This window comes from Pseudorhizobium endolithicum (assembly GCF_902153245.2).
In the GTDB taxonomy this organism is placed as follows: Bacteria; Pseudomonadota; Alphaproteobacteria; order Rhizobiales; family Rhizobiaceae; genus Neorhizobium; species Neorhizobium endolithicum.
The window spans coordinates 501,751-523,822 of record NZ_CABFWF030000012.1; the positions used below are offsets into that span (position 1 = coordinate 501,751).

Below are 22,072 nucleotides of genomic sequence, written 5' to 3' on the forward strand. Positions count from 1 at the left end.
CCGGGCACGCCCGGCGGCCTTTGCGTCAGTAGCCGCAGGAGCGTAGCTGCGCTTCGTATTTCTGCGCAATCCCCGCCGAACGCTGCGCCGCCTTTCTCGCCGTCGGCGTGAAGTTTCCGCGCGAATAGCCGGCATGACCGGAATAGTAGGCAAGGTAGAGATTGTAGGTATCGTTGCGCGGTATGCCGTTCTTGACGCTGCTGCGGTTGTGGTACCAGCCTACGAAGTGGATCGCGTCGCCGAAATCGCTGCGGCGGGCCGACCAGCGCCCGGTCGCACGCTGGTACTCGAGCCACGTGCCGTCCAGCGCCTGCGCATAGCCATAGGCGGAGGACTGGCGTTTCCACGGAATGAAGCCGAGCAGCTTGGTCCTCGGTGGGCGCGCGTGCGCCTTGAATCCCGACTCCGTGTAGATCGTCGCCATCAGCACGGGGACCGGGACGCCGAACTCGCGTTCGACCTTCCTCGCCTCTCGCGACCAGTTGTTGAACAGCCCGTCCTTCTGCTCGAACACTGCGCAGGCGTTGTTGATCCGTTCCGGAGCAGATGCGCAGGCCGAGAGCAGCAACAGGAGCGCGATGGAGAACGCAATACGCATCGCTTAACCTCTCGTTTCGGAAGATTAATGACGCGTAAAATTTAAGGAAAGGTTTAGCGAGCGCGCGACACCTCTCCCTTACTGAGAGGCGGGTTTTCCTTTTTCCGCGATTGCGATGCCGCCCAGTGCCAGGACGAGTGCCGCCACGTGGAAGAACTGTAGATCCTCGCCGATGATCGCGACCGACAGGAGCGTGCCGAAGACGGGGATGAGGTTGATGAACAAGCTGGCGCGATTGGGGCCTATGCCTTCCACGCCCTTGATGTAGAGTACCTGGGCCAGCAGGGATGCGAAGACGGCCGTATAGAGAACGATCACCCAGCCGCGGGTGTCGGGCCAGATAGCGGCATCGCCGGAATATTCCCAGAGAACCAGCGGTACGGTCGTCAGCAGTGCGAACAGGGCCGGGATTGCCATCAGGGTGCGCCAGTCGACGACCGGCTTCCACCGCAGCGACACCGTATAGACGGCATAGGCGACGACGGCGATGAGCATCAGGGCGTCGCCGAAGTTGACGGTCAGGTTCAGGAGCGAGGCGAGGTTTCCATGGGACGCCGTCAATGCCACGCCGACGAGGGTCAGGGAAAAGCCGAAGATCTGGGCGAGCGATACCCGCGTCCTGAAGAGGGCGAAGTTGATGAGGAAGATGAGCATCGGAATGCCCGCCTGCTCGATCGCGACATTGATGGCCGTCGTGTATTTCAGGGCCGTGTAGAGCACCGCGTTGAAGGTGGTGTAGCCGATGATGCCGTAGAAGATCAGGATCGGCAGGCGCTTGCGGACGATCGGCCAGTCCTTCCTCAGCTGCGGCACGGAAATCGCGAAGATGATCGCCACGGCAAACGCCCAGCGCCAGAAGGTCAGCATCATCGGGCTGACATGGCCAAGCGCGAGCTTTCCGGCAACGGCGTTGCCGCCCCATGACAGCGTTGCGATCACGAGACACAGATAGGCGGTTTTCTGCAAGATCATCTCCATCGGAGAGCGGGGAGCGCCGGCGAGGACGGTCGCAGATAGACCGTCGCCCCGGGTTTTGTCACGTAAAAACCTCTTTTCGTGGCACAAACAGATCGCATTCCTCGGATCAAGGCTTTATAGATGCGCCGGTTTGAGTTGGCGCAAGGGCTTGCGCGGAAACAGGAAAGCAAAAGATGACGAACGTCGTGGTGGTCGGTTCCCAGTGGGGCGACGAGGGCAAGGGCAAGATTGTGGACTGGCTTTCGGAGCGCGCCGACATCGTCGTGCGTTTCCAGGGCGGACACAATGCCGGCCATACGCTGGTCATCGACGGCGTAAGCTACAAGCTGTCGCTCTTGCCTTCGGGCGTCGTGCGTCCCGGCAAGATGGCGGTCATCGGCAACGGCGTTGTCGTCGACCCCCATGCGCTGATCGCCGAGATCGACAAGCTGGCGAAGCAGGGCGTAACGATCACGCCGGACAACTTGCGCATTGCCGACAATGCGACCCTCATCCTCTCGCTGCACCGGGAGCTCGACGGCATGCGCGAGGACGCCGCCTCCAACAGCGGCACGAAGATCGGCACGACCCGCCGCGGCATCGGTCCGGCCTACGAGGACAAGGTCGGACGTCGGGCCATCCGGGTGATGGACCTCGCCGATCTCGACACGCTCGCGGGCAAGGTCGACCGCATCCTGACGCACCACAATGCCATCCGCCGCGGCCTCGGCGCGCCGGAGGTTTCCCATGAGGCGATCATGGAGGAACTGACCTCGGTCGCGGAGCGCGTCCTGCCTTTCCGCGAGACGGTCTGGCTGCTGCTCGACAAGGAGCGCCGCAAGGGCGCCCGCATTCTCTTCGAAGGCGCGCAGGGCTCGCTGCTCGACATCGACCACGGCACCTATCCCTTCGTGACGTCCTCCAACACCGTGGCCGGACAGGCGGCCGCCGGTTCGGGCATGGGGCCAGGCGCGCTCGGCTACATTCTCGGCATCACCAAGGCTTATACGACCCGCGTCGGCGAAGGACCGTTCCCGACCGAGCTTCACGACGAGATCGGCCAGTTTCTCGGTGAGAAAGGCCACGAATTCGGCACCGTCACGGGCCGCAAGCGTCGCTGCGGCTGGTTCGACGCCGCGCTCGTCCGCCAGTCGGTGGCGACAAACGGAATCACCGGCATTGCGCTGACCAAGCTCGACGTCCTCGACGGACTGGACGAGTTGAAGATCTGCGTCGGCTATAAGCTCGATGGGCAGGATATCGACCACCTGCCGGCGAGCCAGGCCGCGCAGGCGCGTGTGGAGCCGGTCTACATCTCGCTGGAAGGCTGGAAGGAGTCGACGGTCGGCGCCCGGAAATGGGCGGATCTGCCCGCGCAGGCTATCAAGTATGTCCGCCAGGTGGAGGAGTTGATCGGAGCTCCGGTCGCCCTACTTTCAACGAGCCCGGAGCGGGACGACACGATACTTGTGACCGATCCGTTTGAGGACTAGTGTTCACGACTGATTAATTATCAATCGCCGAACGATCCACGATCATGAGAAAGTTCTGATGGCAGATTTTGTTGCGGTTATCCGCCGTGCCGTTGACGGGCTGGCGAACAACACGCCCGACATGCGCACGAAGGTGTACGACAAGGCGCGTGGCGCCGTTCGGCGGCAACTCGAGAACATGAAGCCGACGCCGTCCGAAGAGCTCATCCGTCGGCAGATGGACAAGCTCGAGGCTGCTATCCTGTCGGTCGAGGCCGAGCACGCGGAGGCGCTTCCCGCGGATGACGTCGCCGAAGCACCGGTTGCCGCACCTGTCCCGCCGCCATATGGCGAACCAGCGCCCGAGCCCGAGGCTGCGGTTCCGGAAGAGGCACAGCCGAGCGAGCCCGTCGAAGCGGAGTGGCCCCAGGAACAGGCATCGGCCATTCCATCGGAAGAGGCGCCGGCCTATCCGGAGGAGACCGCAAGCCTGCCGCAGGAGGAGCATTCCAATTACTATGCTCCGGCGGGCGAAGCCGGTGTCGAAGCTCCTGTCTACGAAGAGCAACCGGTCGAAGAGCCTCAGCGCGTCGAGCCCGAGTGGCCGTCGCATGATGCAGAGTCGGAGTGGCCGCCGCGTACGCATGAGGGCGATGAGCCGGTCTATGAAGAGGTTTCCTCCGACCATACGATCGACGGCGGCGAGCCGCTGCAGACGGCGGCCATCGCATCCGACCGGATCGCCACCTGGCCTGAATCCGACACCTGGGAGCCATTGCCGGAGCCGGGTCAAGCCGAGCCGGAGGCGGATCCTTTCTCCGGGCCTGATGATAGGGTCGGCGATTCCGAGATACAGGGGAACGAGCCGCAGGCATGGCCGGTTGACGACCACGCTGCCGCTGCCGGGACCTCGCCGGCTGCTGCCGACGGATGGACCTGGCCTCCCGAAGAACCGGTTGCGGATACTGCGAACAACGCGTGGCAGGAGGTTCCGGAACGGGCGGCCCTATCGCCGGAGACTTCGGAAATTCCCTATACCGAGTCGCAGCCCGGCGTGGTCGAGGCGCATTTCCACGAGCAGACCCATGCGGAGGCGGACACGGTCCGCATGCCGCCCGTCAGCGATCTGCCGGAACTCCCGATCGAGCGCTACGCTTCCGATCCCGCGAACGAGTTCGACGACGCGCTTCGCAGCCAAGACGAAAAATCCACCGGGCAGTCGGCCAAGGACAATGATCCGTGGAACGACCTGGAAGAGCTGATCGGCTATAACCGCGATGCGTTGCCTGCGGAGAACGGCGCAGCGTCCGCGGCCGTGGACGACGACGGCGATATGGTGCCGCCGCCGCCGCGCAGCTATCGCGTCGCGCCGAAGAAGCGCAATTATGCCGCTCCCATCCTGGCACTGATCGGGCTTCTGATCGTTGGCGCGGGCGGATATGCGCTGTGGATCAACAGGGACTCGATCACGCAGATCGTCGGCACTTCCGAGCCGGCTGCAACCACCGAGGAACCGGCCCCCGAGGAAGAGGTTGCCGACGCCGAGCCGCCGGCCACGGAGGAAACTCCGCCTGCCGGGAGCGAGGCTCCGGCCGTAGAGACCGCGGCACCTGCCGGCGAGGACGGCGCCGCCGCCGATGCCAAGTTCACCCAGCGGCTGCTGCCGGACGGCACCGAAGTCGACGAAGGCCCGGCTGCGACTGCTGCGACAGGCGAGGGACAGTCGGTCGCCCAACTGAACGCGCCCCCTGCCACGCCATCGGAAGCAGCGCCGGCCGAAGCGGCACAGGCGGAGCCCTCCGCCACGCCGGCGGATGCGGCGGCGCTTTCGGGGGAGAAGATGTTCCTCTACGAAGAGCGTCTCGGCCAGACGGCACCCACGGCAATCGAGGGCGCCGTCTCCTGGTCGCTCCAGCGGGAGGCAGGGGAGAACGGTGCGCAGGAACCGGTGGTGCAGGGGCGGATCAACGTGCCCGGGCGCGGGCTGACGGCGCTGCTGACCTTCAAGCGGAATACCGACGCTTCCCTGCCGGCGAGCCATCTGGTGGAGATCGTCTTCGCCGTTCCGCCCGGATTTGAAGGTGGGGCGATCGACAGCGTCCAGCGGATCGCGATGAAGCAGACGGAGCAGGATCGGGGCGACGCCCTGATCGCCGTACCGGCGAAGATCACCGACGACTTCCACATGATCGCTCTGAACGACTTCCCGGATGCGCGGGCCACCAATATCGAGCTGCTGCGGTCGCGGAACTGGATCGACATCCCGCTTGCCTACCGCAACGGGCGGCGCGCCTTGCTGACGCTCCAGAAGGGCGAGGCGGGAACCCAGGCCTTCAACGATGCAATCCGCGAATGGGGCACGGCAGGCGGCGGCACTCCGCCCGCGCCGACTGGCCAGTAAAGACAAGAGGCCGGCGGATCGCTCCGCCGGCCTCTTTCGTCATGCCTATCGCCATCGAGCCGATCAGGCGTCGACCACGCGAAGCGCGTTGGCCTGGGCCAGCGCTTCCTTCTGGACCGCCTCCTGCACCTTCTCGAAGGCGCGCACTTCGATCTGCCGGACACGTTCGCGGCTGATGTCGAACTCGGAGGAGAGCTCTTCGAGCGTGATCGGATCGTCGGCAAGCCGGCGGGCCTGGAAGATCCGGCGCTCGCGATCGTTCAGCACGTCCATCGCCTTCGCGAGCATGCGGCGGCGGGTTTCCAGCTCGTCCTGCTCGATCAGCACCTCTTCCTGGCTGTCGTTCTCGTCGACGAGCCAGTCCTGCCACTGGCCGGACTCGCCCTCCGTCGCGCGGATCGGCGCGTTCAGGGAGGCGTCGCCGGAGAGGCGGCGGTTCATCGAGATGACCTCCTCCTCGGACACGTTCAGCTTGGTGGCGATCTCCGTCACCTGCTCGGGCTTCAGGTCGCCTTCTTCGATGGCCTGGATGCGGCCCTTCAGCCGGCGCAGGTTGAAGAACAGGCGCTTCTGATTGGCGGTGGTGCCCATCTTCACGAGCGACCACGAGCGCAGGATATATTCCTGGATCGAGGCCTTGATCCACCACATGGCATAGGTTGCAAGGCGGAAGCCGCGCTCCGGGTCGAACTTCTTGACGGCCTGCATCAGGCCGACATTGCCTTCGGAGACGACCTCGCCGATCGGGAGCCCGTAGCCGCGATAGCCCATGGCGATCTTCGCAACGAGTCGCAGATGGCTGGTGACGAGCTTGTGGGCGGCGTCGGTATCGCCGTGTTCAGCATACCGCTTGGCAAGCATATATTCCTGCTGCGGCTCCAGCATCGGGAACTTGCGGATTTCATCGAGATAGCGGTTGAGACCGGCTTCGCCGGCCGTGATGGACGGCAGTGTATTGCGGGCCATAAAGCACCCCCTTCTGATCTATTTCTCCTGGCTCCCTCTTCACGAGCGACAGGCGCTGAGGCGAGCCAAACGGCGCGGATCATTTCCGATCCCACACCGACCCAAGTGACAGATAAGTGCGGCGGAACCGTGATTCAAGCGACGTGGGGCGATCACTTGAATGTTATTTCATTACATCTTCGTAATGTTCGAAGTCGCCTTTTGACCCTCGTCTAACCGCGCAACGCCTCCACCAGTTCCCGCATGTCGTCCGGCATCGGCGCCTCGAACTCGAGCACCTCGCCGGTGCGGGGATGCTCGAACGCCAGCAGGAAGGCGTGCAGCGCCTGACGGTGGAACGCGTTCACAGCGGCCTTCGCCGGCTCCGGCAGGAGGTTCGCCTTGGTGCGGAAGCCGGCGCTGTAGTCGGGATCTCCGATCAACGGGCAGCCGATATGGGCCATGTGGACGCGAATCTGATGGGTGCGGCCGGTTTCAAGCTGGCACTCGACGAGGGAGGCGAGGGCGGTGGCGTCCGGCTTCTCGTGGAAGCGTTCGACCACCTCGTAATGCGTCACCGCTTCGCGGGCATCGTCGGCGTCTTCGCGCTTCACGGCCCGTTTCGTGCGGTCGCCCGAGCGGCCCAGCGGCGCATCGATCGTGCCGTGCAACTGCTGCGGCCGTCCCCAGACGACCGCCCGGTAGGCACGTTCCAGCGGACCGGTGCGGCCGTGATCGGCGAACTGGTCGGCAAGATGGCGGTGGGCGATGTCGTTCTTCGCCGCGACCATGACCCCGCTCGTATCCTTGTCGAGCCGGTGGACGATGCCGGGACGGCGGACGCCGCCGATGCCGGAAAGGCTTGCGCCGCAATGGTGGATCAGCGCATTGACGAGCGTTCCGGTCCAGTTGCCGGCGCCGGGATGGACGACCAGGCCTGCCGGCTTGGCGATAACGATGACGTCGGCATCCTCGTAGAGCACATCGAGAGGGATGTCCTCGCCCTTCGGCTCCGGGTCCTCCGGCTCTGGAAGATCGATCTCCACGAGGTCGCCGGGAGCTATCTTCTTCTTAGGCTCCCGGCAGACGACGCCCTTGAGTGAAACCGCACCCTGTTCGATCAGCGACTTGATGCGGCTGCGCGAAAACTCGCCCGCCAGTTCCGCCGTCAACCAGGCGTCCATGCGGCCTTCCGCACCATCGTCGGCAACCAGCACTTTCCTTGATGCGTCGGCTTGTTTAAAGGGGTCGTTCATTCACGGTATCCGAAAGCAGCGAGGACGTTCAGCAATGGCCCATCCTGATCCCGAGGAACAGGAAGAACCGCTTGATCCGGCGATGGAAAGGATCCGCCGGAAGATGGTGCTGCTGCAACTCGTTTCGGGCGGCATTCTGTTCGTCTGCTTTATGGCGGTCCTCGCCGCGGTTGTCTACAAGGTCTCGCAGCGCCCGGATCAGGCTCCCGTCGCCTGGTCCGGCTTCTCCGTACCATCGGATCAGCCGCTTGCTTCGGCAGTCAACCTGCCGGCCGGCTTCGAGGTCGGGTCCGTCTCCCTCTCCGGGGCACAGATCCTATTCTACGGAACGATCGCGGGACAGCAGAAGGCGCTGGTCTACGATCTCTCGCTTGGCCGGCTGGTCGTCGACGTGACGGTCGGCACCGCTCCCTGAACGTGTCCGGGTCCGAGAGCATCGCCCGCATCGGCGATCCGGACGATCCGCGGATCGTCGAGTTCCGCAACATCCGCGAGCGGGACCTGACCGGCCGCGACAACCGGTTCATCGCGGAAGGGACGGTGGTCCTCAGGATGCTCGCCGCAGCACATGCCCGTGGCGGGACTTTCGCCGCGGAGAAGATACTGCTCCTGGAAAACCGGGTGGCCGGGCTTGCCGAGGAACTGGCGGGCTTCCCCGCCGACGTGCCGGTCTACGTGGCATCGGCCGCGGTCCTCGACGCGGTTGCGGGATTCCACCTGCACCGGGGCGTCCTTGCCCTGGGACATCGCCTGCGGCGGCAGAGCGCATCAGAGCTCCTGGCGAGGCTGCCGGAGCGTTCGCTCGTCGTCGCTGCCTGCGGCATCGCAAACCACGACAATATCGGCTCGATCTTCCGCAACGCCGCCGCCTTCGGCGCGGATGCGGTCCTGCTCGACGAGACCTGCTGCGACCCGCTCTACCGGAAGGCCTTGCGCGTCTCCGTCGGCGCGGTGCTCACGGTGCCCTATGCCCGAGGCGGGACGATCGAGAGCAATCTGAGGGACCTTGCCGAGACCGGCCATGATGTGTGGGCGCTTTCTCCGTCGGGATCGACGGAGATCCGCTCCATCCCGCCTGCCGCGCGCATGGCCCTGGTAACGGGCACGGAGGGGACGGGCCTGCCGGAGGAGGTGCTGCGCCGGTTCAGGACAGCGCGCGTCGCCCAGGCACCGGGGCTGGACAGCCTCAATGCGGCGACGGCAACGGGCATCGCACTCTACGAGATGGCGACGGCACAGGGGCGCCTATGACCCGTTCGGTGGCGACCCGCTAGGTGACAGGCTCCTGGGGCGTATCGATGATCGCTCTCGCACGGGCTGCGAGGCTTTGCCGGCCGTCCGTCTCCGTGGACGCCTTGCCGGCGAGCATTGCGTGGATGGGAGAATCGCGACCTTCCGCCTTGGCCGTCAGGGCAACCATCGTTGCCGCGATGGAAGCCAGTTCGTCACGAAGGGCCTCGTCGTTGGCGGCGGTCTTCGCCTTCAGCAGGCGCTCGGAGAGCGCCCGTGCACGATTGTGGGCCTCGTCGGCCATTGCCGAGAGTTCCGGCGAGGCGGCGATGATCTCGGACACGGCAACCGGCCCGGCGGTATCGTCGGCGGACAGCGGCGTTGCCTCCGTGTTCGGCCGGGCCTTTGCATCCTTGTCTTCCGGACGGATGGGAGAGACCTGACCTGCCTTCCTTGCGCCGCGGGCGACCTCCCGTGCCCCGGCGTTGGCCGCCTTCAGTTTTTCCTTCAGGCGATCGATCTCCTGAAGCCGCCGCTCCAGCGCGTTCTCCTTGTCGGCGCGCTGCGCGATCTCGCGGGCCAGCTTGTCCTCGAGGCGCAGCGCCCGGTGCTCTTCCTGCGCCAGGCGTGCTTCCGCATCCTTGGCCCGCGTGGTCTGGAGCTTGATGTCGTTGCGCAGCGTCTCGCGCTCGTCCCGGAGCGAGCCGATGCGGAACTTCAGGTTCTCGATCTCCGTATCGCGCGCCGACAGGTCGATGCGCAGGTTGTCGAGGTCGTTGGAAAGCTTCGAGAGCCGCCGTTCGAGTTCCTCGATCAGAATTCCCTTGGCCGCGTCGGCCTCTTCGGCTGCCTCGACCGCTGCCTTCAGTTGCTGGATGTAACTGTCTTCCTGACGCAGGCGCGAGCGGAGGTCGGCGGCTTCCACGTCCATGTCGTTGATCTGCATCTGCAGGTCGTGGTTCTCCGACTGCAGGCGACGCGCCTCTTCGGCAAGGTTCTCGTAGCGGAGCTTCAGGGCGAGCGCCTGGTCCCGCTCCTGCACCAGTTCCTGCTTGGTCTTGGCGTTCTCGGCCGCATAGACGGCACGCGCAATGTCACGCTGGGCGCGGACTTCCTGCGGGCTGATGGGCAGCGTCGCCTTGATCCGGTTTTCGGTGTAGCGGACGATCCGTCCATGCACGGCGGGAGCGATCAGCATGGCCAGGAGGGCGGCGGAAAGAAAGCCCAGGCCGAAGAGGAGAGCGAACTGGATCACGATCTGGCCGTCTCGCTGGCTGGGTTGGGTGTGGGGATCGGCCCGTGTTTAAGCACAACCGCCGGGCCGCTGCAAGCAGAGCCGGTCCGGGCCAGACGCGTCAGGTTCATCGAACAATTCCCCAATATCAGATCGGGGAATAATCGGCGGGATCAGAAAGGGTTCCAGGTGGGGGAGCGGGTCAGCTTCAGATAGCCGACATTGATGCCGAGACGGGCGCCGACTCCCGTGCGGATCGGCACCAGAACGACGTCGTTATTGCGCATGACCGTCATGCCGACGCCCGCGACGACGAAGGCCGAGCCCGAAACACCGCCGAAGCGGGCATACAGGCTGTCGATCGACGGCAGGTCGTAGACCAGCATCATGGCGCGCGACCCCTGGCCGCCATAGTCGATGCCGAGGGAGGGGCCTTGCCAGAACACCGGATGCTGGCCGGCATTCTTGGTGTAGAGTTCACCCTCTCCGTAGGTGAGGCCCGCGATGAAGGCGCCGGAGCCTTCCTGGCCGAGGATGTAGCCGTTCGGCAGGCCGTATTGCTCGAAAGCCTTCTCGACCACTTTCGCAAGGCCGCCGCTGGTGTTACCGAAGAAACTGTGCCCGGCGTCGACGATTTCCTGGGCGGTGTACTGGCTGCTGCTCTGCGCCCCGGCCGGGCGGGCGGCGACGACAATTCCGAGCAACAGCACGGTCAGCGTCGTCGCGGCGAGGCGGGCGAGGGGAGAAGTGTCGGTCAAGCGCATCATCAGGTCCGTCTTATTCATTCGGTACGGGTGCAGTTTTCCATATTGGATATATCGCCTTAACAATCGGTTTACCAAATATGTTGTCTTTATGGCCGGGAACACGCCATGTTCGCGCAATCTTGCAGGGGCATCAGTGGCGGCGTGGTCAGCATCAGGAGAATGACATGCCCAAGAATCCGAATCTCACCCTCGACGGGCCAGATCTTGCGGCGCTCCTGTGCAGCCGCGTCTGCCATGACGTGATCTCGCCGGTCGGCGCCATCAATAACGGACTGGAGCTCCTCGACGAAGGGGCGTCCGATGCCGACGCGCTGGACCTGATCCGCACTTCCGCACTGAATGCCGCGGTGCGCCTGAAGTTCGCCCGCCTTGCCTTCGGCGCTTCCGGCTCGGTCGGCGCCTCGATCGATACCGGCGAGGCCGAAAAGGCGGCCAAGGATTTCGCGGCGGCGGAAAAGAAGACGGAAGTGACCTGGAGCGGGCCGCGGGCGATCATCGCCAAGAACCGGGTCAAGCTTCTCCTCAACCTGTTCCTCGTCGCCTATGGCGGCATTCCGCGCGGCGGCTCCATCGACGTGACGCTTGAAAACCCGGAGTTCGACGCGAAGTTCATCATCACCATCAAGGGACGGATGATGCGCGTGCCGGCCAAGTTCGTGGAGATCTGCTCCGGCACGCTGGAAGAGGCGATCGATGCACATTCGATCCAGCCCTACTACACGGTGCTGCTGGCGGAGGAATGCGGCATGGACCTCAAGCACATCGTCTCCGAGGACAAGATCGTCTTCATCGCGGAGCCGGCCGTCGGCTGACCCGCTTTCACCTGACCGCTTTCGAGACGCCGGTAACCATTCCTTAGCGGCATCGCCATAAGCTGGCGGTCGGCTCCCCCTTCCGGGCGGGGCCGTTGTCAGGGAGTGGACGATGCAGCGCTTGATGATTGCCGACGGTTCGGATGTCGTTCGCAAGGTCGGCAAGCGCATCCTGTCCGAGCTCGGGTTTCTCGTCGTCGAGGCGGCGAGCAGCCAGGAGGCGATCAGCCGCTGCCAAACGGAACTGCCAGCCTTCATGATCGTCGACGCAGGCCTGGAAGGCGCCCTCGACCTGATCCAGACGGTTCGCGGCCTGCCGAACGGAAAATCGGTCCGCATCTTCTATTGCGTGATCGAAGCCGACCTCAAGAAGATGATGCTGGGCAAGCGGGCCGGTGCCAACGATTTCCTCCTGAAGCCCTTCGACCGGAAGATCCTGACCTCCGTCTTTGCCGGACTGTCTGTCGCGGCCTGACGCCCCCATTCTCCTAAGCCGCCGCTGCTTTCTCGAGAGGACGACGGGTGCCTGGTCTTCGGGCGTCCAAAACGAAAAACGCCCGCGGCAGGCGCGGGCGTTGCAAGGGAGGCGTCCAGACCTTGTCAGGCGATTTCCGCGTATTCGTTGCCTTCCGGTTCGCGCAACACGTAGCCGCGGCCCCAGACCGTTTCGATGTAGTTCGCGCCGCCTGCGGCGTTGGCAAGCTTCTTGCGCAGCTTGCAGATGAAGACGTCGATGATCTTCAGTTCCGGCTCGTCCATTCCGCCGTAGAGGTGGTTGAGGAACATTTCCTTGGTGAGGGTGGTGCCCTTGCGGAGCGAGAGAAGCTCCAGCATCTGGTATTCCTTGCCCGTCAGGTGAACCCGCTGGCCACCGACTTCGACGGTCTTGGCGTCCAGGTTCACGATCAGTTCGCCGGTGATGATGATCGACTGCGCATGGCCCTTGGAGCGGCGGACGATGGCGTGGATGCGGGCGACCAGTTCGTCCTTGTGGAAGGGCTTGGTCATGTAGTCGTCGGCGCCGAAGCCGAGACCGCGGACCTTGTCCTCGATGCCGGCCATGCCGGAAAGGATGAGGATGGGCGTCTTGACCTTGGAAAGGCGCAGCGTCCGGAGAACCTCGTAACCCGACATGTCGGGAAGGTTCAGGTCGAGAAGGATGATGTCGTAGTCGTACAGCTTGCCGAGATCGACGCCCTCCTCGCCGAGATCGGTCGTGTAGACGTTGAAGCTTTCCGATTTCAGCATCAGTTCGATGCTCTGCGCTGTCGCGCTGTCATCTTCGATGAGTAGAACCCGCATGTTTTTCCCCTTTGCCGCCGCTAGGTAGTCCGTGCCCCCTACGCGATACGGATCCAGACAGTGCCTGATTTGGAAGCTGCCAGCAAATGGTTAACAAATTCTGATTCATCCTGGCAAGGTGTATCGGAACTATTAAACACTGGTAGCACCCGTCTGATTTCGCTTGAGGATTGGCCATCGCCTGACTTGAATCACCGGTTGAGGAAAATCCGCTAAGTGATTCATGCGACTCTCACATTGTCGCGCCAATTTCGGCCTCGGCATTTACCGACCCTTAAATGATCGGCCTTATTGTTAATGATGCCCGTAAACGAAAGGTTAACGCGGAAGGAATTTGGATTAACGCCGCCGAGATTTTTTAATCGGGGGTGTATCAATCCGGTTACAGGCGGGTTCGCCGCACCCACGGAGTATTGCGTATGAAGTCGCGTGACAGCCTAGTTCGCCTGAAGGAGTTTCAGGTCAACGAAAAACGCCGCCAGTTGCAGCAACTGCAGATGATGATGGCGGAATTTGAGCGAATGGCGAAGGAACTCGAGTACCAGATCGGTCTGGAAGAAAAGAAGTCGGGCATTTCGGATCCCGTCCATTTCGCCTATCCGACCTTTGCGAAGGCTGCCCGCCAGCGCGCTGACAACCTGCAGGTCTCGATCCGGGAACTGAGGGTGCAGCAGGAGGCGGCGGAACTGGCGCTGGAGGAAGCCCAGGCGGAACATGCCAAGGCGGCCGCACTGGAAGAACGCGACGGCGCGATGCGGGCCCGCGCCTGAGGTCCGATAATCTGCCTGAAGCCGATGCCGCGCGCCGACAGGCCGCGCGGCCTTGACGTCTGGCGAAGCGGCGCCCCTCCGGAAGAGGGGGTAGTTTACCCGCTGATGACGTCGCGCCAATCGGTGTGGCGCGCCGCCTGCGCCTTGAAGAAGGGGCAGAGCGGTATGATCTTCCAGTTGCTCCGGCGGGCTTCCTCCACCGCGTGCGCCGCAAGCGCCTGGCCGACGCCCTGGCCGCGCAAGGCATCCGGCACCCCGGTATGGTCGATGATGATCAGCCGGGGCGATGTGCGCGAATAGGTCATCTCTGCCTCGTGCCCCTCGACCGACGCCACGTAGCGTCCGCCCGATCTGCCTTCCTCATGTACGATATTCATCCGAGCCTCCGTTTCCGCGGCAGAAGCTAAAGCATCCGCGGAGTGGGGCCAAGTGGGGCCAAGCGGCGCCAGGTGGGGCGAAGGGGAACGGAGGACAGGGGAGCAGTGGCGAGCGGCGGGGGGCAGCCGGCGAATGCCGCCCTTCCGCCATGGCGGCGGATCTTAAATGCCGAAAAGCGCCGCGGTGTGGTCTGCCGGCGGCGCCTCAGGAATAGCAGATGGAAAGGTCGGGCCTAGTGCCGATACTGCTGGATGCGCGTCGTGCGCAGTCCTGCCAGGCCGTGATCGTTGATGGAGGACTGCCAGGAAAGGAATTCCTCGACCGTCAGCGTATAGCGCTCGCAGGCCTCCTCGAGGCTCAGCAGTCCACCCCGAACTGCAGCGACCACCTCGGCCTTGCGGCGAATGACCCAGCGGCGGGTGTTCGCCGGCGGCAGGTCGGCAATCGTCAAGGGACTGCCATCGGGGCCGATAACATATTTCACTCGGGGGCGTATCATTTCGGTCATGGGACTCTCTACACAAACACAAGACCACGGAGGGGAGCCTAGACCCGCAGTTTTAACATTTACCTAAATGTGGCGAAGCATTTGTTCCAAAAATCTCCGGCCGCGCGAAAAACCTCCGGATCGATCGCGGAGGGGGCTGGCCGGATGGGAAGGGCTTCAGAAGCCCTTGCCGCCGCGCAGCTCGTTGAGCAGCGTGCCGATCATGATCCTGAGGTCGAGGAGGATCGAGAAATGCTGGATATAGTAGAGATCGCAGGCAGTGCGGGCGCGGGCCTTGCCAGCCGTCTCGGTGGCCCCGGCGTAGTGGAAGGGGCAGGAGCCGTCGAGACGGATGAGGTCGGCAACCTGCAGCTCCTAGAGTAAAACCAGCGACAGCTGCGTCCCTCCGCCGACCAGCGAGAGTTCGGCTGTGCCGTCGTGACGAAGCGTCAGGTCGTCGTCAGCCGAGAGCTCGATGACGCCGGTGACAGTCTGTGTGCCGGAACTGCCGGCGGGGCCGGCAAGTTCCAGCGCGGTCTGCGCGCCGTTGACCATCAGTGTCGCGATATGTCCCGACGAGGCTGAAACGCGGATCTGGAGGCAGGCAAGGTACAGACCGGCGGCCGGCACGACGATACTATTGCCGCCAGCGGGAGCGGCTGTCCCCAGGCTGAAGCCCCCCTGGTTGATGCCGAAGGCGGTGAAGCCGCTGAACTGCCCGTCGGGAGGCGACATCGTCGTTCCCGTCCGATAGGCCCGCATCACCGGCTGATGGGGGCGGAAAACGCGGCCCGCCGCGTCGAGGGACAGGCCGGTCCTCCACGTGATGCCGTCGCTCACCTTGATCGATAGGGCGTCGCTGCCGGCGAGGCCGATTTCGGCCCGTCCTGTGAAGCCCGTCTGAAATAGGAGGGAAGCCGTGTCGGCGGCGCTCTCCTTGTTGATCTTGAGCTGGTGGCCGCCGCCCGCGTGGTTGAAGAGCGAGGCGGGCGAGGAGAGGGCCAGCCGGTTGGTCGCATCGCCCTGGGCATTGATCCCGACCGTTTCGAAAAGCCCATGGTCGGGCAGGACCGAACGCCATCCGTCTTCCGCCAATACCTTCATCTCGGAACTGCCGGTGAACCAGGCCCGGCAGCCGATTGTCGGCCGGTGGAAGCTCCAGCTGCCATCCTGCAGGCTGGCGACCATCCCTTCCTTTCCGGCCCATTCGCCGGTGGCCGGCCAGCCGACCAGAAATGCCTCTCCCTCCGCAGGCGTCTGCGGCGGCCCGGTCAGTTCTCCGGCGATCGTCAGCTGGACCAGGGTGTCCAAGGCAAGCAGCGCCTCGTTGTGGGTGACATGCTTCTGTGCCTGGGCGGGAAGGATGAACGGCAGGTTGAGCTTGGGGGTGGTGTCGGCCATGGTCGTGCGCTCCGTTGCGGGAGCTTCAGTCTAGGAGGCTGAGTGCGGAGGGGGATGCCGGAGCCGCTAAGCCGCTGTTTTGATACGGGCCGGGGCCCGAAAACATGCCCCTGACGATCCGGTCCCGAAGACCGGGCCGAGCGGTTTGTCCGTTGCGTCTTGCGCCGGGATGGCAGCACGATGTTCCAACTTCCCTAAGGAAGGAGCAAATTTGTGCTTTCGGCGCTTAGTTTTTGGAAAAGCCGCCTTTTCGATGAGCATATTGTTGAGAACCCGAAGGATTTCGCCACGTTCTCGGCTTTTTGTCTTCACATTTATCCCGAAAACGGTATTGGATGCGCGCCGAAGCCCGGAAGACTTCCCGGGTCCGGAATAGAGAAGATGCGGCCGACGGGGACCGCATCCAGGGGAAAAATTGATGGAGTACTTTATCCAGCAGCTCGCCAACGGGCTGACTCTTGGATCGATCTATGGCCTCATCGCGATCGGCTATACGATGGTTTACGGCATCATCGGGATGATCAACTTCGCCCATGGTGACATTTTCATGCTCGGCGGCTTCGCCGCCCTCATCGTCTTCCTTATCCTGACATCGTTCTTCGCCGGCATACCGGTGGCGCTGGCGCTGCTGGCGATGCTGATCGTCGCGATGCTGATGACCAGCCTGTGGAACTGGACGATCGAGCGCGTCGCCTACCGGCCGCTGCGCGGCTCGTTCCGGCTGGCGCCGCTGATCACGGCGATCGGCATGTCGATCGTGCTGTCGAACTTCATTCAGGTGACACAGGGACCGCGCAACAAGCCGATCCCCGCGCTCGTGACCGACGTCTACCATTTCGGCGCGATCACCATCTCGCTCAAGCAGATCATCATCATCGCGGTCACCGCCGTGTTGCTGACGATCTTCTGGTACATCGTCAACAAGACGCCGCTCGGGCGCGCCCAGCGGGCGACGGAGCAGGACCGCAAGATGGCGGCCCTGCTCGGCGTCGATGTGGACCGCACGATTTCCGTCACCTTCGTCATGGGCGCGGCGCTCGCTGCCGTCGCGGGAACGATGTACCTGATGTATTACGGGGTTGCCTCGTTCAACGACGGCTTCATTCCCGGCGTCAAGGCGTTCACGGCAGCGGTCCTCGGCGGCATCGGCTCGCTTCCCGGTGCGGTGCTCGGCGGATTGCTGATCGGCCTGATCGAATCGCTGTGGTCGGCCTACTTCACGATCGCCTACAAGGACGTCGCGACCTTCGCGCTGCTGGCCTTCGTGCTGATCTTCAAGCCGACCGGTATCCTGGGTCGTCCGGAAGTGGAAAAGGTGTGACATGTCCCAGGCTTCCGTTTCCGAAAATACCGGCGTCATGGGCAAGGCAGTGAAGGAAGCGCTCTTTGCGGGCGCAATGGCTTTCGGCCTCTTTCTCCTCTATGTCGGCATCGAGACCTACCAGAACATCAACAACCAACTGGTCTGGCGGACCCGTTGGGGCCTGCTGGCCACCTTCGTGGTCATCGCCGCGGTCAGCCGCTTTGCCGTGGTTGCCTTCATCAAGCCTCATCTCGATCGCCGGAAGCTCGCCAAGGCGAAGTCCGGCGTGCTCGAGATCTCCGAGGAGAAAGGCTTCTTCCACAAGCACTTCCTCAAGATCGCACTGGTGGCGCTACTGGTCTATCCGATTGCATCGGTGATGCTGGCCGGCACCCAGGGATCGCTCAAGTATGTCGACAATTTCGGCATCCAGATCCTCATCTACGTCATGCTGGCCTGGGGTCTGAACATCGTTGTCGGCCTCGCGGGCCTGCTCGATCTTGGTTATGTCGCTTTCTATGCGGTCGGCGCCTATTCCTACGCGCTGCTGTCGGAGCATTTCGGCCTGTCCTTCTGGCTGCTGCTTCCGCTCGCCGGCATCCTTGCCGCCTTCTGGGGCATCATCCTCGGCTTCCCGGTTCTGCGCCTTCGTGGTGACTACCTTGCCATCGTCACGCTCGCCTTCGGCGAGATCATCCGCCTGGTGCTGATCAACTGGACGGACGTCACCAAGGGCACGTTCGGCATCTCGGGCATTCCCAAGGCCTCCTTCTTCGGCATCTGGAGCTTCGATGTCGGGGCGCCGAACAATTTCACCAAGGCGTGGGGACTCTCCATGTCCTCCGCCTACTACAAGATCTTCTTGTTCTACCTGATCCTCGCGCTCTGCATGCTGACGGCCTATGTGACCATCAAGCTGCGCCGCATGCCGATCGGGCGCGCCTGGGAGGCCCTGCGCGAAGACGAGATCGCCTGCCGCTCGCTCGGCATCAACACCGTCACCACGAAGCTGACCGCGTTCGCGATCGGGGCCATGTTCGGCGGCTTTGCTGGGGCCTTCTTCGCCACCCGCCAGGGTTTCGTATCGCCGGAAAGCTTCGTGTTCCTGGAGTCGGCCGTCATCCTCGCGATCGTCGTTCTCGGCGGGATGGGGTCGCTGACCGGCATCGCCATCGCGGCCGTGGTCATGGTGGGCGGCACGGAGCTTCTGCGCGAGATGGAGTTCCTGAAGCACGTCTTCGGCCCGGACTTCACCCCGGAACTGTACCGCATGCTGCTGTTCGGCCTGGCGATGATCATCGTCATGGTGTTCAAGCCGCGCGGCTTCGTGGGCTCGCGCGAGCCCACGGCCTTCCTGAAGCAGCGCAAGGCGGTATCCGGCAGCTTCACCAAGGAGGGCCACGGCTGATGACCCTCGGAAACAACAGCATGAGCAACGATACGATCCTGAAGGTCGAACACCTCTCGATGAAGTTCGGCGGCCTGATGGCCATCAACGACTTCTCCTTCGAGGCGAAGCGCGGCGAGATCACTGCGCTGATCGGGCCGAACGGGGCGGGCAAGACCACGGTCTTCAACTGCATCACCGGCTTCTACAAGCCGACCATGGGCATGATCACCCTGACGCAGAAGAGCGGCGAGCGCTACCTGCTGGAGCGGCTTCGCGACTTCGAGATCACCAAGGTGGCCAAGGTCTCGCGGACCTTCCAGAACATTCGGCTGTTTTCCGGCCTGACCGTGCTGGAGAACCTTCTCGTGGCGCAGCACAATGCGCTGATGAAGGCCTCTGGCTACACGATCCTCGGGCTCCTCGGACTGCCGGCCTACCGCAGGGCGTCAGCGGCCGCGATCGAGAAGGCGAAATATTGGCTGGACAAGGCGGATCTGACGGAGCGCGCCGACGATCCCGCCGGGGACCTCCCGTATGGCGCACAGCGCCGGCTGGAGATCGCTCGCGCCATGTGCACCGGGCCGGAGCTTCTGTGCCTGGACGAGCCGGCCGCCGGCCTGAACCCGCGTGAATCCGCCGCGCTCAACACGCTGCTGCATTCCATCCGTGACGAAGGCGTCTCGATCCTGCTGATCGAGCACGACATGTCCGTCGTCATGGAGATTTCCGACCATGTCGTGGTGCTCGAATACGGCCAGAAGATTTCCGACGGCACGCCGGACCACGTGAAGAACGACCCGAAGGTGATCGCTGCCTATCTCGGTGTCGAGGATGACGAAGTTGAACAGATCGAAGAACAGCTCGACGAGGGGAGGATCTGATGTCCGGTGAACCCCTTCTGAAGGTGCAGGGTGTCCAGACCTTCTACGGCAATATCCGCGCCCTCGACGGCGTCGATGTCCATGTCGATCGTGGCGAGATCGTCAGTCTGATCGGCGCCAACGGTGCGGGCAAGTCGACGCTGATGATGACGATCTGCGGCAGCCCGCAGGCGCGCCACGGCTCGATCATCTTCGACGGCGAAGACATCACCCGGCAGCCGACGCATCTGATCGCGCGGCGCCGGATCGCCCAGTCGCCCGAAGGCCGGCGCATCTTCCCGCGGATGACCGTCTACGAAAACCTGCAGATGGGTGCGGGTCTCGACAACCTCAAATATTTCAACGAGGACGTGGAGAAGATCTTCACGCTCTTCCCGCGGCTGAAGGAGCGGCAGAGCCAGCGAGGCGGCACGCTGTCGGGCGGGGAGCAGCAGATGCTGTCGATCGGGCGCGCGCTGATGGCGCGGCCGAAACTTCTCCTGCTCGACGAGCCGTCCCTCGGTCTGGCGCCGCTGATCGTCAAGGGCATCTTCGACGCGATCAAGAAGCTCAATGAGGAGGAGGGGCTGACGGTCTTCCTCGTGGAGCAGAACGCGTTTGCCGCCCTCAAGCTGTCCCACCGCGCCTATGTTATGGTCAACGGCAAGGTCACCATGGCGGGCACCGGCAGGGAACTGCTCACCAATCCTGAAGTGCGCGCCGCCTACCTCGAGGGGGGCCGGCATTGATCGGCGCGGCAGGGAGAAGTTGAAATGCAAGGTTTGTTCTTCGAAACGGATACGGGCGTTCGCTACGTTCTGCGCGCTCTCGTCATGCTGATCGGCTTCTGGACAGCGTGGCGGACCGGAAAGGCGGTCGCTGAAGGCTGGGACAACTACCCGACCGTGGTGGTCTACACCCTCCTACTGGGCGTAGTGATGCGGTTTCTCCACTATGCCCTGTTCCAGGGACCGTTCATCAGCCCGTTCTTCTACGCGATCGACGTCGTGATCCTGCTGGTGTTCTCCACCATCGGATTCCGGATGCGGCGCACGCGCCAGATGGTGCATAACTACTACTGGCTCTACGACCAGACCTCAGCTTTCTCATGGAAGAAGAAAGATTGACAGTCGCGGAAAACTGGCCTCAGATTGGGCAAAGGTTCAACCGTGACAAGACCTTAGAGTGGAACAGTTTCCGGCGCGATAATGGTGGGTATCGTGCAGGCTTTCGTAACCCAACCCGCTTATAAAAACTGGGAGTAACATGATGAAGAAGTCTCTTCTTTCCGCCGTTGCGCTGACAGCTGTTGTCGCGTTTGGCGGCAGCGCTTGGGCTGACATTCTGGTCGGCGTCGGCGGTCCCTTCACGGGCCCGAATGCTGTCTTCGGTGCGCAGTTGCAGAGGGGTGCTGAGCAGGCGGCTGCAGAGATCAATGCGGCTGGCGGCCTCAACGGCGAACAGGTTCGCATTGTCCTCGGCGACGACGTCTCTGACCCGAAGCAGGGTATTTCGGTTGCGAACAAGTTCGTTGCCGACGGTGTGAAGTTCGTGGTCGGCCACTTCAACTCCGGCGTCTCGATCCCGGCTTCGGAAGTCTATGCTGAAAACGGCATCCTGCAGATTTCGCCGGCTTCCACCAACCCGACCTTTACTGAGCGCGGCCTGTGGAACACCTTCCGTACTTGCGGTCGTGACGACCAGCAGGGCTCGATCGCGGGTGCCTACCTTGCCGAAAAGTTCAAGGACGCCAAGATCGCCATCATCGACGACAAGACCCCGTATGGTCAGGGTCTCGCCGAAGAAACCAAGAAAGCGATGAACGCGGCCGGCGTGACCGAAGTCATCCGCGAAGGCGTCAACACCGGCGACAAGGACTTCTCCGCCCTCATCGCCAAGATGAAGGAAGCCGGCGTTTCGATCATCTACTGGGGTGGCCTTCACACGGAAGCCGGCCTGATCATCCGCCAGGCAGCCGACCAGGGCCTCGACGCCACGCTCGTATCCGGTGACGGCATCGTCTCCAACGAATTGGCTTCGATCGCCGGCGACGCCGTAGAAGGCACGCTCAACACCTTCGGCCCCGACCCGCGTCTTGCGCCGCAGAACAAGGAACTGGTCGAGAAGTTCCGGGCCTCGGGCTTCGAGCCGGAAGCCTACACGCTCTACTCCTATGCCGCCATGCAGGTAATCGCAGGTGCAGCCAAGGCCGCCGGCTCCAATGAACCGGAAGCCATCGCTGAAGCAATGAAGGCCAACACCTTCCCCACCGCCCTCGGCGACATGGGCTTCGACGAGAAGGGCGACCCGAAGCTTCCGGGCTATGTCATGTACGAGTGGAGGAAAGGCGAAGACGGCAACTTCAGCTACTTCCAGAAGGAAGACTGATCGTCCGCCGAAAGGCGATATTCGGAGGGCCTGGCGAAAGCCGGGCCCTCAGACCGCTGACAAACCCGTCGATTTTTCGGCGGGTTTTGTTTTGTGTGTTTTTGGGATTTCGATCTGCTTG

The 22,072-nt window shown here is 63.3% G+C and carries 24 protein-coding genes; 14 read left to right on the forward strand and 10 right to left on the reverse strand.

Annotated features, from left to right (window positions below; translation table 11 throughout):
- Nucleotides 1-25: 25 nt before the first annotated feature.
- Nucleotides 26-598 carry a transglycosylase SLT domain-containing protein gene (locus RTCK_RS12290; protein ID WP_142519911.1) on the reverse strand — a complete coding sequence of 191 codons (573 nt, stop codon included), beginning with the start codon at nt 596-598 and terminating at the stop codon, nt 26-28.
- Between the two features lie 78 nt (nt 599-676).
- On the reverse strand, nt 677-1,564 hold the full coding sequence (locus tag RTCK_RS12295) for a DMT family transporter (RefSeq protein WP_142593000.1): 888 nt from the start codon (nt 1,562-1,564) through the stop codon (nt 677-679).
- A 185-nt stretch (nt 1,565-1,749) separates the two neighbouring features.
- On the opposite strand from RTCK_RS12295, the gene RTCK_RS12300 reads away from it, so the two are divergent.
- Both RTCK_RS12300 and RTCK_RS12305 read left to right on the forward strand, forming a co-directional pair.
- Entirely contained in the window at nt 1,750-3,048 is a 1,299-nt protein-coding gene (locus tag RTCK_RS12300; protein ID WP_142593001.1) for an adenylosuccinate synthase, read from the forward strand.
- A 58-nt stretch (nt 3,049-3,106) separates the two neighbouring features.
- The gene (locus tag RTCK_RS12305; RefSeq protein ID WP_142593002.1) at nt 3,107-5,428 is read left to right on the forward strand and encodes a hypothetical protein; all 2,322 of its coding nucleotides are present in this window, start codon (nt 3,107-3,109) and stop codon (nt 5,426-5,428) included.
- Between the two features lie 63 nt (nt 5,429-5,491).
- Here the strand turns inward: RTCK_RS12305 and rpoH are convergent, their stop codons facing one another.
- Together rpoH and RTCK_RS12315 are read right to left on the reverse strand one after the other, a co-directional pair.
- Nucleotides 5,492-6,394: an RNA polymerase sigma factor RpoH gene (gene rpoH, locus RTCK_RS12310; protein WP_142519915.1), complete on the reverse strand. Its 903-nt coding sequence runs from the start codon at nt 6,392-6,394 to the stop codon at nt 5,492-5,494.
- A gap of 212 nt (nt 6,395-6,606) precedes the next feature.
- Nucleotides 6,607-7,629 (reverse strand): RluA family pseudouridine synthase, encoded by a 1,023-nt coding sequence (locus RTCK_RS12315; RefSeq protein WP_142593003.1) that lies wholly within the window; start codon nt 7,627-7,629, stop codon nt 6,607-6,609.
- A gap of 34 nt (nt 7,630-7,663) precedes the next feature.
- On the opposite strand from RTCK_RS12315, the gene RTCK_RS12320 reads away from it, so the two are divergent.
- Together RTCK_RS12320 and RTCK_RS12325 are read left to right on the forward strand one after the other, a co-directional pair.
- Nucleotides 7,664-8,044, forward strand: coding sequence for a hypothetical protein (locus RTCK_RS12320; protein ID WP_142593004.1), 381 nt, complete (start codon nt 7,664-7,666; stop codon nt 8,042-8,044).
- Between the two features lie 2 nt (nt 8,045-8,046).
- The gene (locus tag RTCK_RS12325) at nt 8,047-8,880 is read left to right on the forward strand and encodes a TrmH family RNA methyltransferase (RefSeq protein ID WP_142593005.1); all 834 of its coding nucleotides are present in this window, start codon (nt 8,047-8,049) and stop codon (nt 8,878-8,880) included.
- Nucleotides 8,881-8,899: 19 nt separating this feature from the next.
- On the opposite strand, the gene RTCK_RS12330 is transcribed toward RTCK_RS12325, so the two are convergent.
- Entirely contained in the window at nt 8,900-10,114 is a 1,215-nt protein-coding gene (locus tag RTCK_RS12330) for a coiled-coil domain-containing protein (RefSeq protein ID WP_142593006.1), read from the reverse strand.
- Between the two features lie 152 nt (nt 10,115-10,266).
- Entirely contained in the window at nt 10,267-10,863 is a 597-nt protein-coding gene (locus RTCK_RS12335) for a DUF1134 domain-containing protein (protein ID WP_235988689.1), read from the reverse strand.
- Nucleotides 10,864-11,024: 161 nt separating this feature from the next.
- Between RTCK_RS12335 and chpT the strand changes: the two genes are divergently transcribed.
- Nucleotides 11,025-11,672, forward strand: coding sequence for a histidine phosphotransferase ChpT (chpT, locus tag RTCK_RS12340; protein ID WP_142593007.1), 648 nt, complete (start codon nt 11,025-11,027; stop codon nt 11,670-11,672).
- Nucleotides 11,673-11,784: 112 nt separating this feature from the next.
- Complete coding sequence (locus RTCK_RS12345; RefSeq protein WP_142519921.1) at nt 11,785-12,147, forward strand: response regulator; 363 nt, start codon at nt 11,785-11,787, stop codon at nt 12,145-12,147.
- Nucleotides 12,148-12,272: 125 nt separating this feature from the next.
- On the opposite strand, the gene ctrA is transcribed toward RTCK_RS12345, so the two are convergent.
- Nucleotides 12,273-12,974, reverse strand: a complete 702-nt coding sequence (ctrA, locus tag RTCK_RS12350; protein WP_077549495.1) for a response regulator transcription factor CtrA — start codon at nt 12,972-12,974, stop codon at nt 12,273-12,275.
- A 419-nt stretch (nt 12,975-13,393) separates the two neighbouring features.
- On the opposite strand from ctrA, the gene RTCK_RS12355 reads away from it, so the two are divergent.
- Nucleotides 13,394-13,744 carry a flagellar export protein FliJ gene (locus RTCK_RS12355; protein ID WP_142519922.1) on the forward strand — a complete coding sequence of 117 codons (351 nt, stop codon included), beginning with the start codon at nt 13,394-13,396 and terminating at the stop codon, nt 13,742-13,744.
- A gap of 95 nt (nt 13,745-13,839) precedes the next feature.
- On the opposite strand, the gene RTCK_RS12360 is transcribed toward RTCK_RS12355, so the two are convergent.
- Together RTCK_RS12360 and sciP are read right to left on the reverse strand one after the other, a co-directional pair.
- Complete coding sequence (locus RTCK_RS12360; RefSeq protein WP_142593008.1) at nt 13,840-14,121, reverse strand: GNAT family N-acetyltransferase; 282 nt, start codon at nt 14,119-14,121, stop codon at nt 13,840-13,842.
- A 233-nt stretch (nt 14,122-14,354) separates the two neighbouring features.
- Nucleotides 14,355-14,630 (reverse strand): CtrA inhibitor SciP, encoded by a 276-nt coding sequence (gene sciP / locus RTCK_RS12365; protein ID WP_018327815.1) that lies wholly within the window; start codon nt 14,628-14,630, stop codon nt 14,355-14,357.
- A 144-nt stretch (nt 14,631-14,774) separates the two neighbouring features.
- Between sciP and RTCK_RS21230 the strand changes: the two genes are divergently transcribed.
- Nucleotides 14,775-14,993: a hypothetical protein gene (locus tag RTCK_RS21230; protein ID WP_408004535.1), complete on the forward strand. Its 219-nt coding sequence runs from the start codon at nt 14,775-14,777 to the stop codon at nt 14,991-14,993.
- On the opposite strand, the gene RTCK_RS12375 is transcribed toward RTCK_RS21230, so the two are convergent.
- Nucleotides 14,985-16,010, reverse strand: a complete 1,026-nt coding sequence (locus RTCK_RS12375; RefSeq protein ID WP_142593009.1) for a DUF2793 domain-containing protein — start codon at nt 16,008-16,010, stop codon at nt 14,985-14,987. The two genes, RTCK_RS21230 and RTCK_RS12375, sit on opposite strands and share 9 nt — an antisense overlap.
- 418 nt (nt 16,011-16,428) lie before the next feature.
- Here RTCK_RS12375 and RTCK_RS12380 point away from each other — a divergent pair, with 418 nt between their 5' ends.
- From RTCK_RS12380 to RTCK_RS12405, 6 genes are all read left to right on the forward strand, one after another.
- Nucleotides 16,429-17,331 carry a branched-chain amino acid ABC transporter permease gene (locus RTCK_RS12380; RefSeq protein WP_142519925.1) on the forward strand — a complete coding sequence of 301 codons (903 nt, stop codon included), beginning with the start codon at nt 16,429-16,431 and terminating at the stop codon, nt 17,329-17,331.
- A 1-nt stretch (nt 17,332) separates the two neighbouring features.
- The gene (livM, locus tag RTCK_RS12385; protein ID WP_142593010.1) at nt 17,333-18,721 is read left to right on the forward strand and encodes a high-affinity branched-chain amino acid ABC transporter permease LivM; all 1,389 of its coding nucleotides are present in this window, start codon (nt 17,333-17,335) and stop codon (nt 18,719-18,721) included.
- Complete coding sequence (locus RTCK_RS12390) at nt 18,721-19,584, forward strand: ABC transporter ATP-binding protein (protein WP_142593011.1); 864 nt, start codon at nt 18,721-18,723, stop codon at nt 19,582-19,584. The genes livM and RTCK_RS12390 overlap by 1 nt, the downstream gene beginning before the upstream one ends.
- Complete coding sequence (locus tag RTCK_RS12395; RefSeq protein WP_142519928.1) at nt 19,584-20,312, forward strand: ABC transporter ATP-binding protein; 729 nt, start codon at nt 19,584-19,586, stop codon at nt 20,310-20,312. The genes RTCK_RS12390 and RTCK_RS12395 overlap by 1 nt, the downstream gene beginning before the upstream one ends.
- A gap of 24 nt (nt 20,313-20,336) precedes the next feature.
- The gene (locus RTCK_RS12400; protein ID WP_142519929.1) at nt 20,337-20,690 is read left to right on the forward strand and encodes a DUF6867 family protein; all 354 of its coding nucleotides are present in this window, start codon (nt 20,337-20,339) and stop codon (nt 20,688-20,690) included.
- Between the two features lie 142 nt (nt 20,691-20,832).
- Nucleotides 20,833-21,951, forward strand: coding sequence for a branched-chain amino acid ABC transporter substrate-binding protein (locus RTCK_RS12405; protein WP_142519930.1), 1,119 nt, complete (start codon nt 20,833-20,835; stop codon nt 21,949-21,951).
- The last annotated feature ends 121 nt before the right edge of the window (nt 21,952-22,072 follow it).